Raw genomic sequence first — 16,229 nt, 5'->3', positions numbered from 1 at the left:
TTTATAATGACAAATAAAAGAGTTTTATCGGCAATGAGACCGACGGGAAGATTACATTTAGGTCACTATTTCGGAGCTTTACAAAATTGGATTAAGATTCAGCAGGATTTCGAATGTTTTTATGCTGTAGCAGATTTACATGCATTGACGAGTAACTATGCAGATACATCAAAAATAAAAGATGATTCAATAGATATGGTTATCGACTGGTTAACCGTTGGAATAGATCCTCAAAAAGCCGTAATTTTCAGACAGTCGGAAGTTAAAGAACATGCGGAACTTTTTTTGATTTTATCGATGATAACACCGTTAGGTTGGTTGCAGAGATGCCCGACATATAAAGAACAATTAAAAGAAATTCAAAATAAAGATTTGAATAATTACGGATTTTTGGGATATCCCGTTCTTATGGCATCCGATATTTTATTATATAAAGCACAGAATGTTCCCGTAGGTGAAGACCAACTTGCACATTTGGAAATGACAAGAGAAATAGCAAGAAGATTTAATAATTTTTACGGTGAAGTTTTGTTGGAACCGCAGGCATTACTTACAAAAGCTGCAAAAGTTCCCGGACTTGATAAAAGAAAAATGTCGAAATCTTACGGAAATTCTATTCTTATAGCTGAAACCGAAGATGAAATCGCAAAAAAAGTTAAAACGATGTACACGGATCCTTTAAGAATAAAAGCTACAGATGAAGGTCATCCCGAAGGTTGCGTGGTGTTTGCTTTCCACGAACTTTTTAACAAAAACAGTGAAGCAAGAAAACAGGAATGTAAACAAGGTTGTATAGGTTGTGTAAAATGTAAAAAAGAGTTGACGGCTTTGATGTGCGAATTTTCAAAACCGTTAACAGAAAAAAGAAACGAACTTTTAAAAGATAAAGCATACATAGAAAAAATATTGGCTGAAGGTAAAGAAAAAGCAAGATTTGAAGCAAACAAAACAATGCAGGAAGTAAAAAAAGCAGTAAAGATTTTGTGAGGTATAGAAGTATAGAAACGGCAGTTGAAAGGGTGAATGGTTGAAAGGTTGAAAGGTTTTCGGAAAACCTAAATATTATATTTTTTGCTCTGCAAAAAATACATTAAACCGTTCAACTGTTAAACTGTTCAACCGTTCAATAAAAATACGGAGTATTTTTTAATGGAATATGATGTACATTTAGACACTTTCGAAGGTCCGTTGGATCTTCTTCTACATTTGGTTAGAAAGACCGATCTTGAAATACAGGAAATTCAAGTTTCGGAAATAACAACCGAATATTTGGCATATCTTGATACAATACAAAATTTGGATCTTGATACTGCCGGTGATTTTTTGGTTATGGCATCTACTCTTATGCAGATAAAAGCAAAAATGTTGCATCCCGATAACGAAAAAGATAAAGAAGATGCCGATACGGAACTTGATAAAATAAAAGAAAGATTGCTCGAGTATCAAAAATATAAAGAGGTTTCTAAACTTTTGTCCAACAAAGAACAGGAATATTCTCAAACATATTACAGACCGGAACCCGTAATTCCAGAACAGGAATATGAAATAGATGCAACAATTTACGATTTGGTAAAAAGTTTTCAAAATGCTTTAAGAACATTACCCGAAGAAGTAAGAGAAATAATGTATAAAGAAATTCCCATAGAAACAAAAATAAGGGAAATTCTCGATATTCTTGAGGGAAAGCAGTATCTTACATTCAGCGAAATAGCAAAAATTCAAACTTCAAGATCGGCAATGGTGGTATGTTTTATGGCGGTTTTGGAATTGGTAAAGAATAAACAGGTTGTTGCAAAGCAATCGGAACTGTTTGAAGATATAAGAATTTACAGAGTATACAACGATGAAGAAAATGAAAGTATTGTAAAAGAAACGAGAGATGAATTAAGTTTGGAAATAGAAAAAAATATACCGGAACAAGAAGAACCGGTTGTTCGGCAGGAAGTTCCTTTCAAATTGGAAGCGGAATCCGTAAATTCGCAAAACAAAGATATAGGGGTAACAGATGGAAATTAGTGATTTAAAAAAAGTAATAGAATCTTTATTGTTCGTTTCTGATAAACCGTTACTTAACAGAGAAATAAAAGCTGTTATAAAAGAAGAGTTACCCGAAAATGTAAAACTTGAAGACATAATGCAAGAAATGCAGCAGGAATATGTTCAACTTAACAGAGCATACGAACTTAAATTCGTTGCCGACGGTTGGACATTTGCCACAAAACCGGAATATTCTCCGTGGATAAAAAAACTTCTTAAAGAAAAAACAATATTGAAACTTTCACCGTCCGCAATGGAAGTTCTTGCGATAATCGCATATAAGCAACCTATAACAAGAGCTGAAATAGATACTGTAAGAGGTGTGGATTCCGGCGGTGTTATAGATACTTTAACCGATAGAAAATTTATAAAAATCGTTGGAAGAAAAGAAACTTTGGGAAGACCGTTGTTGTACGGGACAACCCAAGAATTTTTAAGACATTTCGGTTTAAGTCATTTAAGTGAACTTCCCGTTATTGAAGCAGCAAAAGATGTTTTACCGGATCAAAAAGAAAATATACAAGAGTTACCTTTTGATAATCAGGTAAACAGTGAACAACCCGCTTCCGATACCGTTGAAAATTCAAGTGAAAATCAAAATTTCTATACAGAAAATAACGATTTGCAACAATCTGCCGTTACCGAAGAAAATACGGTTGTTGAGTCCGGTTCGGATAATAGTTCTGATAAAAACAGTGAAACAAATGTTGATAATATTGAAACTCAAAATTCGGTTGAAGAACAAAATAATACTGAAAAATAAATAAGTTTTATAAAAAAAATATTGTTTTTATAAAATTTATATGTTATAATTTTTACTATAATGTTTAGTACAATTTACAGTTAAATATTATAAAAGGGGATTTTGATGGCAGATAATAATCAACCTGTTCCCAATAGGAACGAATTGCAATTAGGTCTTTTTATAAATAACCAGTACGTTGCAGTAAAGAAAATCGGTGTCGGCGGTTTCGGTATCGTTTGGCAAGCATACGATTTTAGTTTAAGAAATTTTATCGCAATAAAAGAACTCCTTCCCGAATATGCCCAGCCTAAATTTGTAGAGATGTTTTATAAAGAAGCGCTTATAGCCAAAAATATTATACACGATAACATCGTGAGAGTTCAGCATTTTTGGCAAGGCAGCAACGGTTCATATTATGTAGTTCTCGATTATGTCAGAGGAACCGACTTAGAGAATTTGATTCAAAAATGTAACGAGATGAACACAAAAATTCCGTGGCAATTATCTACGTTTATCTGTATGAGTGTTTTAAAAGCTATAGATTATGCCAACAGAATCGCAAGAGACTCTATCACGGGTAATGCTTACGGAATAGTTTACAGAGATATTTCTCCCGGAAATGTTTTGTTATCTTTTGACGGAAATATAAAATTAAGTGATTTCGGTATTGCAAAAACAGCCGATGAAATAAGAGATTCCATTCCGGAAAAAGTTATTACCGGAAAATATCCTTACATGTCTCCGGAACAAATACAAGGTTTGCCCGATATAGATCACAGAACAGATATTTTTTCGGTTGCGATATTGTATTCCGAAATGTTAACCGGACAAAAATTGTATCAAGGTACCAACGAAGAAATAAAAGAACAAGTTTTAAATAAAAAATTCAATCCCGCAGATTTAAAATTAGATGCAAGTGTTCCTGCGGAAATAGGCGATATTATTGCAAAAGCTTTGGAAAAAGACAGAGATAACAGATACGAAAGAGCCATTGAAATGTACAGAGATATAAGGAGAGTTTTGAAAGGTGTCGAAACCGACGAACTTTCGGTTGAACTGTCCGAATTTATATTGAAAATGATGAGAGAGTCCGTTGCTAATTCCGAAAAACTTATAGAAAAAGTAAAAACTTTAACGGTTCAGGATGTAGGTCAAACTCAAGGTATAAGAAAAATTACCTGTCAGGATTTTATAGTAGGTCAAACAAAAAATCTCGGAGCAGCTGCCGTTGGAGGAGCTGCCGTAGGTGCTGCAGCAATGGGTGCAGCCTCTCAAGGCGGAACAGGTAAAGTTTTAACTCAAAGACTTTCTGCCGCACAAGCTCAAGGGCAAGTTAACAATGTCCAAAGACCGCAACAACCAAAAGGAGAAGAAAAAGGTAAAACCGTTTTCGAAGAAGTGGGCGATTGGTTGTTCAATAAGTTTGATGAAATGAAAAAGAGTTTAATAAGAATAATAATAGCTATTCTTTTGGCTCTTTTGATTTTTGGGCTTTTAGATATTTTCTTATTGCAAATAACACCGTTCGGTAAGAGTATATATTCAAGATTATATCCTCCGGATGTAGTTATAACCACGGTTCCTGCCGGAGCTGTTGTAAGTATGAAAACTAAAGAAGGCGACGTTGTTTTGAATAATGTGTCTTCCACAAATCCTATACCGGTAAGAAAAGTTCTTCCTAAAACTTATATTGTAACCGCAATAAAGGAAGGATTTAAGCCTGTTCAAAGAGTTGTTCAAATAGAACAAAGCGATAAAGGTAAAAAAGTAAGAAAAGAAAAAATAGAAATAATGTTCGATTTCTTGTTGAATGTTGATTCCGAGCCCAGAGGAGCAAGTGTTTATATAGACGGAAATAAATTCGGTGTAACACCTTGTAAGGCTCAACTTTTGGCAGGAGCACATACCGTAAAACTTACGTTGGACGGATTCGATAATTTGGGATACGATTCCGCTTCCGGCGGTAAGGAAGGTCAATGCGATATTGATTTCACCAAGAGCATTATAGAAGAAATGTTCTCCGGTGTAGACAGAAGATTCTGGAATTGCGAACTTAAAAATATAGAAGGTGAAAATATATTCAGTGTGACAGGTTCGTTATTTAAGAAAGTAAAAATAGATTCCGAACCTAAAGGAATGATGGTTCATGTTCAGGGAGAAAGTCAACCCAGAGGAGATACTCCTTTGAACACGTTGTTTAAAGTAGGTAACTATAAGGTAAGATTTTTGGATCCGAGTGCAAAATACGGTGAAGCTTTGAAAGATTTTGAAGTAAACAAAGATTCAAAAACAGATTTGTTTGTAAAAATGAATAAGATTATTTCTTTCAAAGTAAAATCGAAAGATAGTCCTACAGATACATTCTTAACAAAAGTTACAATATCCAATAAAGATATGGAAATTACAAAAGATATTTCTACATCCAAACCTATAAGAATTCCGTTACCTGTGGCTGTTTACAATGTAACATTCCATGGTGATAACGAATACAGACCTTGTAAATTAACGAATGTAGATATAAATAATACGAGTTCCGTTGTCGGTGAAATGGAATATTTGAAAGTTGCATTGGCATTAAAAGCTACCGACAGCAAAACTGCAAATCCGTTATCCGGAGCTTATGTATGGCTCGATAAAAAGATGATAGGAAAAACGGATAAATCAGGTATTTATAACGGAACATTTAAGCCCGGTAAATATGAATTTAAGGTAATTGCAAAAGGATATAAAGAACAAATAGTATTTGTTGAAGTATTGTCCGGTAAAAAATCAGAATTGCAAGTTATAATGGAACCGGAAGTTAAAGAAGAAGAAATAGTTCCTATAAATACGAATGCATATGTGCCTACACAAACCGATGCTAATTCCGATATTTCAGACGAGATAGCTCCTACTAACGATAAGATTGTTCCTAAAGAAACTTCTAAACCGGTAGCAACAAAGAAAGAAAAGAAGAAAAAACAGGAAGAAAAATTAACGACAACGGATGAAGATATTACTACGGAAAATCAGGTTGTTGTTTGTTTGAACTGCGGTTATGTTAATACCGCACCTGCAGGAAAGAAACTTAGATTTTGTATAAACTGTGCAAAATCTTTAAAATAATAATAATGTAGTATGGAGATAGTATAATGAAAAAAATACTGTTATTAACAAAAAGTTTTGTAATTTTGAGTTTGTTGTTCTGTTCGGTTGGAGTCTTTGCGGGTGACGAGAGGGAGCCTATAGTATTGTCAAAGACGCCTACGGATAATGTCCCTAAAACCATAAATGTGCAGGGAAAGTTGACTACCGATTCCGGTGGACCGATAACTGCAGGTGCTCAAGAAATAAAGCTAAAAATATATGGTAAAAATTCTGAAACCCCAATAAAGACTAGTTCTACAACGGCAAATGTTGACTCTGATGGTATATATACTGCTAATATTGATGTTAAAACTGTAGATTTCAGTAAGCCGTTGGATTTTGAGGTTGTAGCAGGTAATGTAACATCAAGTAAAACCCCTTTTTCTTCCAGTCCATATGCTTTCTATGCTTCATCATCCACGTGGGCACAGGGCGATTCCAGAAATCAGATGATAGCAGATACATATATAAAAGATTTAAAAGTGTATCAAACTTCAATGACGATAACAAAGGGTGATGGTACTCATATACCTAGAGACTTTATAAGAGCATCAACTTATACATTCGGTATAGTAAAAGTAGGAAAAGGATTAGATGTGTCGGGAGAAGGTGTTATATCTGTAAATAGTGGAGTACATGTAGAGACAGCGACATATGCACAGTATGATTATATTGGTCAGGAAATAGCGACTAACTATATAAAAAATTTATCGGTAAGCGGAAGTACAATAACAATACACAAAGGGGACAACACAACTACTTCAGATATACCTTTAGCAGCAGCAACAAACTCCGCTTGGGGAGTAGTGTCAGTACCGACTTCAGACTACGGCTTGTCGTTAAGCAGTGGTGCAATAACAATAAGTTCGGCGTCGGCAAATCAATATGGAACAGTGAAAGTTAGCAGCGCGATTACATCGGATGGAACAAATGTAGTATACAGCAGTGCAATATATTCGGTTATAAATGCCACATATACGGCATTAAATAATAGCAAGGCAAATACAGATGCTTTATATAGTATAGCTTTTAAGACCAATATAAGTAGTGGTAGTGTACAAGAGGGTGATGTACTAGCATGGAATGGAAATAAATGGGAGCCGACCTCGTTTGGGAGTGTTTCTGGAAATATTGCTGCAGGTCATGACATAAGAATAACTTCTAGACAAGAAAGTTCTTGGTTCGGTCCAAAATATACTTATTATATACACTTAGATACAGCCGCACTTAATACTATCCCAGAAGCAGGTTCAAGTGAGCCTATAACCAGCGGAGCAGTATATACGGCATTGAGCGGAAAACAAGCCACATTAGGATCTTCAAATGTTATAACAACCGGAGAAGGAAATGTAGTAGATAGTGTAACAGCATTAAATGGAACAATAACTGTTACTAAAAATACGACTTTAGCAGAAGTGGCAACAAGCGGAAGTTATAATGATTTGAGTGATAAGCCGACAATACCTGCAGCTCCAGTACAATCGAATTGGGCAGAAACAAATACTGAAAGTTTAGCATACATAAGCAATAAGCCAGATTTAGCAGAAGTGGCAACAAGCGGAAGTTATAATGATTTGAGTGATAAGCCGACAATACCAACAGTAACAAATAGTTATGTTGCGACAAGTACGGAAGCTATTTCTGGACAAGGTGTAAAGGTTGCACTGGATACTTTAGTATCTGGTTCATTTACACCGGGTACAGGATTAGAAAGAGTTGGTAATACTGTGAATGTAACTACAGCACCATATGCACAACAGATTGACAGTGGAGAAGATATAGGAGCAATGGCGCAAAACGATACTGCGAAAGTTTGGGCAAAAAGAACTGTTAATGGTGTAGAAAAACAAGGTTGGTATAATATACAAAAATCTAATAACAATCGTATAAATGGTGCAGACCTTGCAGAAATTTATCAATCAACCGAAAAACTTGTTCCGGGTGATGTGGTTTCGATAGACCCGGCAAAAGATAATGCAATAGTAAAAACAAAAGTAGCCGAAGACACTATGGTTGCGGGAGTCATTTCTACCGAACCGGGTGTATTAATGAATCAAGACGAAAAAGGATATAAGTTGGCCTTGGTCGGTAAAGTTCCAACAAAAGTTTGTAACGAAGGAGGAGCTATAAAAAGAGGAGATTTGCTTGTATCCGCCTCGATACCGGGGTATGCAAAGAAAGCAGGTGACAATCCGAAAGTAGGAACGGTTATAGGAAAAGCACTTGAAAATTCAGATTCTCAAAAAGGGACCATATTGGTTTTGGTGAACTTACAATGATAAATAAAAAATTATTTGTATTATCTTTTTTGTTGTTGTTTGTCTTTTTAGTGGCTTACAATTGTGCTGATGGTAAAAATTTTGTTACCATATTAAATGGTGCAAATTTTAAAACTGATTCCGGTAAGAATTCGTATTCTTTTATCGGTCAACCGGTAGTTTTTGCTACTACGGAAGGAACAGATACAACTTCCCAATCTGCATTTGCATCTGTGTTTTACATTACACAAAGTTCCAGTATTACTTTTAAAAATGATACAGGCAGTGATCCATTTGAAGATATCAATGTTACATTAAAAGTTAATATAAAACCTGAATATGGTGGGGAAATAACAAAAATAAGATATAGGTTTTGGCAGGGAGAGAATGCTGATTGGAATGATTATACTACAAGTCCGGAGTATGACTATCCTGATTTTTCTATCAATGATGATGGAACTGTTGATTTTGAACAAAGTGTATCTTTTTCAAAAGGAAACCCCATAAATTCTTTTATGGTTTATGCACAATTGAAAGATGGTTCAAAGAGATGGTCGGATGCTTACACTGTAAGGCTTTTCTCAGGTTTGTCAAGTGGTGTGGAAATTACATCTCCGGATAAATTTACAGGATTGGCAACTATCGATCCGACGATTGAAACAACAAATTATTCAATAGATTTAACTTCAGCAACGATTACTTTGTATAGAGGCGAGGTAAAAGTTGAAGATGAAGGCTATGAAACGACTTTTGAAGATAGTGTTGTTTATACCGCTACTGTAAGTAGTAGTAGTGATACTTATGGCTTGTATAAAACAGAAAAGGGCAAAATATCATATGTTCATTCGGACATTGCTAGTCAACTTGAAAGTGTTCCCAAAACACTTGATAATAACACAACATATACCTTAGTAATAAAATCTCAGAATAATGATTCTTCAACCATAAACAGAGATTATGTAATATTTAAAACTTTATCCGGTGGAGTTGCGGATATCTTGACTTATCCGTCACCGTTTAATCCTAAGAGACAAAAAGTTAAGATTAGATATTTATTAGCAAAAACATCAAATGTTACTATCAGGTTATACGATAAAGCAGGTAAAGTTGTATGTAAGTTGGTTGATGGTGAACAAAGGTCGGCAGGCACAAATGAAGAAGAGTGGGATGGTAGAAATTATGCAGGTGAAACTCTTGCAACAGGTGCTTATATAGTAGAAATAATTGCCGGAAGTGACAGAAGATATACGGCATTAGCTATAGTGGGTAAATAATATGAAAAAAATAAACAAATTATCATTGGTTTTAGCTTGTTTGGTTTTTGTAGGAGTAACAAATGCTTTTGCAGGAACAGATGCAGCAGCTTTCTTGAAGAAAAGTGTCGGTGTTAAAGCTATAGGTATGGGCGGAGCTTATACTTCACTTGCGGATGACACATCGGCAATTTATTGGAACCCTGCAGGTCTTGCACAAATACAGGATTATTATTCTGTATATGCAATGGCTACAACAGGCGGTTCGGATAAATATCCCGGACTTAAAGATGTTACGCCCACACATCAATTCTTTGCAGCTTCAATACCGTTACAAAAATTTACCGATGTTTTGGGTAAAACAGTTGTAGGTATAGGTTATATATCTTCTAAAATGGACAATATTCAACATACGGATGAAAGCGGAGAAAGACTCGGAACAATAAGTGATACCGATGCGGCATACTATTTATCTGCCGGTATTCCTTTATGGCAATCTACAACAAGTTTATATGTAGGTGCTTCTTTAAAATACATTACTAAAAATATGTCCGAAGTAGGTGTATCGGATGGCGGTTTGGATATAGATGCGGGTGTTATATATTCGATAGATGCCGCAGATTACGGATTAATAAGTTTCGGTGCGATATTTCAAAAGGGTGTAAATATCGGTGATGATAGTGCACCTATGACAACAAAAGTCGGTGCTTCCGATAAAGTTCTTTTTGCGGAAAAATATCAACTTACCGGAGCATTGGATTTGGTTCAAAGACAAAACGAACCTTTAAGCGGAAACCTTGGACTTGAGTTTGGGGTTATAGATCTTTTAAAAATGGAAATGTTTTCCATTAACGGAATATATTTAAGAGGCGGTGTTGAAGGTTATGCGGTTGAAAGCAGATACGATATAACTTCCGACTACAACGAAACCGCATCTTATAATTTCGGTTTAGGGTTTGACTTTAGTATTATGAACACATATTTACAGTTGGATATTGCAATATGCAGCGGTAATATATTTGAGCAGAATACAAAGTTTGCTCTTAATTTCTTTTTTTAGAGGGTAGAATATGAATAAAAAAATTCTTAGTGTCTTGGTTTCAGTTTTATTTTTGTTGAATTCAAGCGGTATCGTTTTCGCAGAAAAGAAAGATGTTGCCGATCCGGCTTTACAGGCTATTATAACGGAATTGAGCAGTAAAATGCCGAGATTTATCAATAAGTACGGAGCCGCTGTTTTCGTTGCGGACGAACAAATAACAAGAGGTTCTTTGTTACAGGCCTTGTATGAATTTGATAAGAAATCTTCTTCCGGCAGCAGTGCATCCGCTTCGGGAGTTATTTCCAAAAAAGATTATGATGCTCTTAATGCAAAACTTGCCGCATTGGAAAAGAAAGTTCAAAGCGGCGGAACGGCTTCTTCATCAAAAGGTTCCGGAAATACTTCGGTAGATATGGTTGAGTTGATGAACGATTTGGAAACGAACATGCCTATGATGTTGGATAACACATTGTCTTCTTCGAAAGTGTTCAAAAATTTAGAAGCACAAGTTAAAGCAGGCGGTGGTTCGGGAACAGGTTCAAGCACTGGTGTTTCCGTTGCAGTGGTAAACAACTTGCAGAAAAACATAAACGATTTAAGTAAAAAAGTTACCACCGTTGAAACAAATTTGGCTAAAAAAGCGGATGCTTCTAAGTCCGATGTTTCTGCGGCGGTTTTAAAAGACTTACAGAAGAATATAACGGATTTAAATACAAAAGTTAATAAAGTTGAAACATCGTTAGCCAAAAATACGGACACAAAAGTTTCCACGGCACAACAGGCCGAATTAAATGTTTTAAAGAAAAATGTCAGTGATTTGACGGCAAAGTTTAACAGTATGGAATCGACATTGGTATCGGCAAAATCCGATTCGAAATCTTCCGCAACATCGGCAGAAGTAACATACTTACAAAAAAATATAAATGTTTTGAGTAAGAAAATAAGTGATATGGAAACGGCAATGGCTAAAAGCAGTTCCGATGCGAAATCAAATGCATCTCAAGCAGAACTGACGGCATTGAAAAAAGAAATGAGCGATTTATCTTCAAAGTTTAACAGTATGGAATCGACATTGGTATCGGCAAAGTCCGATTCAAAGTCCGCTCCTACTTCTGCTGAAATAACATATTTACAAAAAAATATAAACGCTTTAAGTAAGAAAATAAATAATGTGGAAGCATCGGTAGCTAAAAATGTTGATACGAAAGCTGCTGCAACACAAGCAGCGGAAGTGTCTGTCTTGAAAAAGAATGTCAGCGAATTAACAACAAAACTTAACAGTATGGAATCGGCATTGGCATCGGCAAAATCCGATTCGAAATCTTCGGCATCATCTGCAGAAGTTGCATCTTTGCAAAAGAATATAAACGATTTAAACAAAAAAATTAACAGTATGGAAACAAATTTAGCTAAAAGTACCGGAGCAAGTTCGGAACTTTCTTCATCCGTATTGAAAAATATACAAAAGAATATGAACGATTTAAATTCAAAAGTTAATAATGTTGAAACATCATTAGCTTCTTTAGGTAAAGACAGTTCGAAAGTCAGTTCTTCCGCAAATAATGCTCAAGTTTTGTATGAAGTAAAGAACTTTAAAGATGAAATAAATACCGTAAATAAAAAGATTTCGGAAATGGAATCAAAGTTGGCAAATGCAAAAACGGAATCTTCCGTTTCAAGTGCACCTTCTCAAGAAGAAGTTAATGAACTTAAAAAGACTCTTGTTCAAATGCAACAGAGTTATGTTGCTTTAGGTAAAAGATTGGATTCTATAGAAAAGGAGCAAAGTATGGTAGCTTCTTCTAAAGATTCTTCCGAAGGTTCGGCTTTAAGCACTTCTCAAATGAGACTTATAAATGCAAAAATAAGTTCAATAAGAGAAGAAGTTGATAATATAAAAGTAGGAAGTTCTTCTTCCGATACAAGTAATAAAAATACTGCAGATATAAAGAGAATAGAAAAGAGATTGTCTAATTTGGAAAATTCAGACAGAAGTTCCGGCGGTTCGGATTCCGATTCCGGTTCGGGAAAAGGCGGAACAATCGCAAAAGTAAGTTTAGGATTATCTTTAGTTGCAGCATTATTTATAGCCAGATAAAAAAGGAGTCTTAAATGCCAAGACTATTAGTAAAGAAAAGAGAAGAAATTATATCTGAATATGTTGCCAGAAAAAATAAATTAAAAATTTTTATAGGCAGCAAAAAAGGAAACGATATCGTAATTCCGGATAAAAATGTTTCCGAACATCATTGTACTATTATTTTTGCAAATAACCAATATACGTTAAAAGATCAAAATACCATAATGGGAACGCAAATAAATTTCCGTTCCATAACGGAAGCACCTTTGAATTTCGGTGATGAAATTTCGATAGGTGATTACAAGATTATGTTCTTGGATGATGCTTTAAGTAAACAAGATGTTGTTATACCGCAATATTATTTGATAGGAGTTTACGGAAGATTTTTCGGTAAAAAGTTTTTCTTGAAATCGGACGGAGATACTTTTATCGGTAGAGAAAGTCTTTCCCCCAGAGGTATAGAAAACGATGTTGTTTTGTCCGGAGATATGACGGTGTCTAAAGGTCACGCAAAAATAAGTGCCGTTCAGGGACAATACACGATTACAGATATAGGTAGTACCGGCGGAGTTGCCATAAACGGAGAAAAACTCGGTCAATTAAACAGTACACAACTTGCAATAGGCGATGAAATTTCAATAGGTAGAACAATTTTCAGACTTGTTGATTATTTCAGTGAAGATTATTCTTTGCCTTCAAAACAGCATATACTCGCATTAAAGATTTTTAAGTTTATGAGAGTGTTTGTAACATTATTGGTGTTGGTCGGAGCGGCATTATCAATATATTTGGGATATACATCTTACTCTTTGATAACTTCTTCACCTAATAAATTGAATTTGTCGTTGGATTTGGATTGGTCTAAAGAAATTCCGTTAAAGGCCGATACATCATCTTATGAAATTACATCCACGCCTATAGTTGCGGATCTTGATAACGACGGGAAAAACGATATTGCAATGTTAACAAGTTCCGGCTTTTTATATGCATGGAGCGGAGCAACGGGTGATAGAATGTGGAAACCCGTGGAAGTTTATAATTCGGGTATAGCATCGTTGGTTTGTGATGATGTTAATAATGATAATGTTCCCGATATTGTTGCTGTTTCCGATTCGTCTTTAATTTATATTATCGACGGACAGACAGGTAATATAATAAGAAGAGAAATTTTAGGCGGACATATTTCGGAAACTACACCGGTTATTTGCGATTTGGATGGCGACGGAAGAAAAGATATTGTCGTTACTTCCGAAGACGGTGCTGTTCATTTTATGTATGCACCGGGCTTTGACAGTAACTATGCAAAATATTCCGAATTTATTGACGGTCCTATATATGCAAGCCCGGTAATATTAACAAGAAAAGATTTTTCACCTTTTGTTGTGATTGCAAATTATGACAGTAAAGTTTATTTCATTGACGGTAAAACAAGAACGAAAAAAACAATTAACTTACAGGAGTTAACAGGTAAACCTCATCTTGTAGCAGGTGCACCTGCCGTAGGAGATTTAAACGGTGACGGTATAGATGAAGTTGTTGTTATGTCTAATGTTCCTCAATATGTTTCAGCTATAAATACATCCAAGTTTTCTGCTATGTGGACATATTTTATAGAACCGGTACCTCCTGCAAATTTAAAGTTCAATGCATCTCCGGTTATTGCTGATTTTACCGGTAACGGTATGTGCGATGTAGGAGTTGTTTCTGCAAACGGAACGGTTCAAATATTGAAAGGTAACACTACATACCTTTCCGGAGAAATGTTATGGAAATTAGCTCTTCCGGAATCAAAGAGATTAATATCTTCGCCTGCGGTTTACGATTTCGATAAAGATAATATTCCGGAACTTGTTTTCGGAACGGAAGACGGAAGATTAATAGTTGCAAAGAGTAATGTTAAGAGAAAAGAAGTTGAAGTAATGGCAGATATTAAAGCAAGTAATTTGGCAATAACATCTACACCTGTACTTGCGGATTTAAACGGTGATAAATTAATAGAAATTTTATATACAAATATGCAAGATTCTATACAAATAGTAAACACCAATGCTAAAATCCTGAAGAATCTTAGAGTTTGGCCGATGTTCTTGGCAAATCCGGAACACACTTCTACTTTTACCTTAAAGGACTATAAGTTAAAATCTATAGAACTTATGGGAATAGGTTTAGTGTTGTTACTTTTGTTCTTCTTCTTTAAGATAAGGTCATCATTAAAGAAATCGAAGAAAAAAGTTAAGGTTACATATTTATGATGATATTAAGTTCGGCGCAAACAAATACGGGTGTTGTAAGAACGGAGAATCAGGATTGTTTTGGTGTTAAGCAAGAAAGAGATTTCTTCTTCGTTTGTGATGGTATGGGCGGCGGAGTTGCCGGTGATTTTGCAAGCAAAAGTGCAGTAGATGTAATGCTTTCTTTGTATGACAATATAAACAAACAAGATTGTTTGGATATTTTGGGCGATTTGTATTACACATATGACGAAGAAGTCCTTAAGCCGATAGCTTTAATAAAAATAGCAAATAATTATTTGCACGGTTTAACGAAAAAATATCCGAAGTTGTCGGGTATGGGAACAACTTGTTCGGGAGTTTGGTTCGACAGAGAAGCTAAGTTAGTACATATATACAATGTCGGAGACAGCAGAGTATATAGAATAAGAAACGGGAAAATACAACTTTTAACGGAAGATCATTCTAAAATTCAAGAGCTTATAGATAGCGGGAAAATGACCAAAGAAGATGCCAAAATGGCAGAAATTCAAAGCATGATAACGAGAGCTCTCGGTATAAACAAAACGGTAAAAGTTGATTATAAGTCCGAAATAGTTAAAAACGGTGATATATATGTTCTTTGTACGGACGGATTAAACGGTGAACTTTCCGACTTTACAATAAACGATATCGTTAATTTACAAAAACCGGATGTTGTCGCTATTTCAAAAGAATTGATAACAGCTGCAAATAATGCCGGCGGAAGAGACAATACTACTGTCATAACCGTATGCATACAAGATGATTTTAATGACAGTGCTGATGTAATAGGAGAGCCTACGGAAGGTATAATTATTTTTCCGGACGAATTGAAAAATCATTCCGATAAGGAACATTCTTTAATTCGTAAATTTGAAAAAGGTTTTACCGTTCCTATCCCTAAATTGGCAAAAGAGAAAAACTTGTTAAAGAGCCCTCTTTTTATTGCAATAGCCTTGGTATTGGTTCTTATATGCGGAGTTTTTGTTTACACTGCGGTGTTTAAAGATAAAGGCGAGCAAAAAAGCATTGTTGAATTAACCGGTAATATTTCCGGAATAAATTTAAACATTATGACATTGAACAGTGATAAACTTGTAGAAATAAAAACCATAAAAGACAAGGTGTTTAAAATTCAGGTTATACAAGAATGTTTTTCAAATCCCGAAAGCTTTCTTACACCGATGCAGAATGTTACGGTTACTTTATCTCAAGACGGGCAGAATAAGTACATGGGATTATCCAGTTTTAGACCTTTGGACATAAAGTTGCCTAAAGGAACTTACGATATGACATTGTCGTATCCTGAATATAAAATGTTGGATGCAAATTTAAATTTAAAAGATACAGTAAGTGTTACGTTGGAAACTTCCGATGAGTTGTCTAAAATGTTAATAATAATGGTTCCTGAAAGGGATTTTTAGAAAGGAGTAGTA

At 35.1% G+C, this 16,229-nt stretch carries 10 protein-coding genes; all 10 read left to right on the top strand.

Annotation, left to right across the window (positions count from 1 at the left end; genetic code table 11):
* The first annotated feature begins 6 nt into the window (after positions 1 to 6).
* The 10 genes from trpS (at position 7) to B2Y85_RS01650 (ending at position 16,217) form a co-directional block, all read left to right on the top strand.
* The gene (trpS, locus tag B2Y85_RS01695; RefSeq protein WP_372518744.1) at positions 7 to 987 is read left to right on the top strand and encodes a tryptophan--tRNA ligase; all 981 of its coding nucleotides are present in this window, start codon (positions 7 to 9) and stop codon (positions 985 to 987) included.
* A gap of 162 nt (positions 988 to 1,149) precedes the next feature.
* Positions 1,150 to 2,016, top strand: a complete 867-nt coding sequence (locus B2Y85_RS01690) for a segregation and condensation protein A (protein ID WP_372518743.1) — start codon at positions 1,150 to 1,152, stop codon at positions 2,014 to 2,016.
* A complete protein-coding gene (gene scpB, locus B2Y85_RS01685; protein ID WP_372518742.1) occupies positions 2,006 to 2,800 on the top strand; it encodes an SMC-Scp complex subunit ScpB in 795 nt (264 codons plus the stop codon). Before B2Y85_RS01690 ends, scpB begins: the two co-directional genes overlap by 11 nt.
* Before the next feature lie 105 nt (positions 2,801 to 2,905).
* On the top strand, positions 2,906 to 5,887 hold the full coding sequence (locus B2Y85_RS01680) for a serine/threonine-protein kinase (protein ID WP_372518741.1): 2,982 nt from the start codon (positions 2,906 to 2,908) through the stop codon (positions 5,885 to 5,887).
* A gap of 26 nt (positions 5,888 to 5,913) precedes the next feature.
* Positions 5,914 to 8,187, top strand: a complete 2,274-nt coding sequence (locus B2Y85_RS01675) for a hypothetical protein (RefSeq protein WP_372518740.1) — start codon at positions 5,914 to 5,916, stop codon at positions 8,185 to 8,187.
* Complete coding sequence (locus B2Y85_RS01670; RefSeq protein WP_372518739.1) at positions 8,184 to 9,440, top strand: FlgD immunoglobulin-like domain containing protein; 1,257 nt, start codon at positions 8,184 to 8,186, stop codon at positions 9,438 to 9,440. Before B2Y85_RS01675 ends, B2Y85_RS01670 begins: the two co-directional genes overlap by 4 nt.
* A gap of 1 nt (position 9,441) precedes the next feature.
* Positions 9,442 to 10,479 carry a hypothetical protein gene (locus B2Y85_RS01665; protein WP_372518738.1) on the top strand — a complete coding sequence of 346 codons (1,038 nt, stop codon included), beginning with the start codon at positions 9,442 to 9,444 and terminating at the stop codon, positions 10,477 to 10,479.
* A 10-nt stretch (positions 10,480 to 10,489) separates the two neighbouring features.
* Positions 10,490 to 12,559 (top strand): hypothetical protein, encoded by a 2,070-nt coding sequence (locus B2Y85_RS01660; RefSeq protein ID WP_372518737.1) that lies wholly within the window; start codon positions 10,490 to 10,492, stop codon positions 12,557 to 12,559.
* A gap of 14 nt (positions 12,560 to 12,573) precedes the next feature.
* Positions 12,574 to 14,793, top strand: coding sequence for an FHA domain-containing protein (locus B2Y85_RS01655; protein ID WP_372518736.1), 2,220 nt, complete (start codon positions 12,574 to 12,576; stop codon positions 14,791 to 14,793).
* Positions 14,790 to 16,217: a PP2C family protein-serine/threonine phosphatase gene (locus B2Y85_RS01650; RefSeq protein WP_372518735.1), complete on the top strand. Its 1,428-nt coding sequence runs from the start codon at positions 14,790 to 14,792 to the stop codon at positions 16,215 to 16,217. The genes B2Y85_RS01655 and B2Y85_RS01650 overlap by 4 nt, the downstream gene beginning before the upstream one ends.
* Positions 16,218 to 16,229 lie beyond the last annotated feature (12 nt).

This window comes from Candidatus Ruminimicrobiellum ovillum (assembly GCF_002392975.1).
Taxonomy (GTDB): Bacteria; Elusimicrobiota; Endomicrobiia; order Endomicrobiales; family Endomicrobiaceae; genus Ruminimicrobiellum; species Ruminimicrobiellum ovillum.
This window is presented reverse-complemented; position numbering and strand designations above follow the sequence as displayed.

Coding starts and splice junctions, on each gene's coding strand:
- B2Y85_RS01690 (WP_372518743.1), top strand. CDS start 1,150: ATGGAATATGATGTACATTTAGACACTTTCGAAGGTCCGTTGGATCTT.
- B2Y85_RS01660 (WP_372518737.1), top strand. CDS start 10,490: ATGAATAAAAAAATTCTTAGTGTCTTGGTTTCAGTTTTATTTTTGTTG.
- B2Y85_RS01670 (WP_372518739.1), top strand. CDS start 8,184: ATGATAAATAAAAAATTATTTGTATTATCTTTTTTGTTGTTGTTTGTC.
- B2Y85_RS01650 (WP_372518735.1), top strand. CDS start 14,790: ATGATGATATTAAGTTCGGCGCAAACAAATACGGGTGTTGTAAGAACG.
- B2Y85_RS01675 (WP_372518740.1), top strand. CDS start 5,914: ATGAAAAAAATACTGTTATTAACAAAAAGTTTTGTAATTTTGAGTTTG.
- B2Y85_RS01655 (WP_372518736.1), top strand. CDS start 12,574: ATGCCAAGACTATTAGTAAAGAAAAGAGAAGAAATTATATCTGAATAT.
- B2Y85_RS01680 (WP_372518741.1), top strand. CDS start 2,906: ATGGCAGATAATAATCAACCTGTTCCCAATAGGAACGAATTGCAATTA.
- B2Y85_RS01665 (WP_372518738.1), top strand. CDS start 9,442: ATGAAAAAAATAAACAAATTATCATTGGTTTTAGCTTGTTTGGTTTTT.
- trpS (WP_372518744.1), top strand. CDS start 7: ATGACAAATAAAAGAGTTTTATCGGCAATGAGACCGACGGGAAGATTA.
- scpB (WP_372518742.1), top strand. CDS start 2,006: ATGGAAATTAGTGATTTAAAAAAAGTAATAGAATCTTTATTGTTCGTT.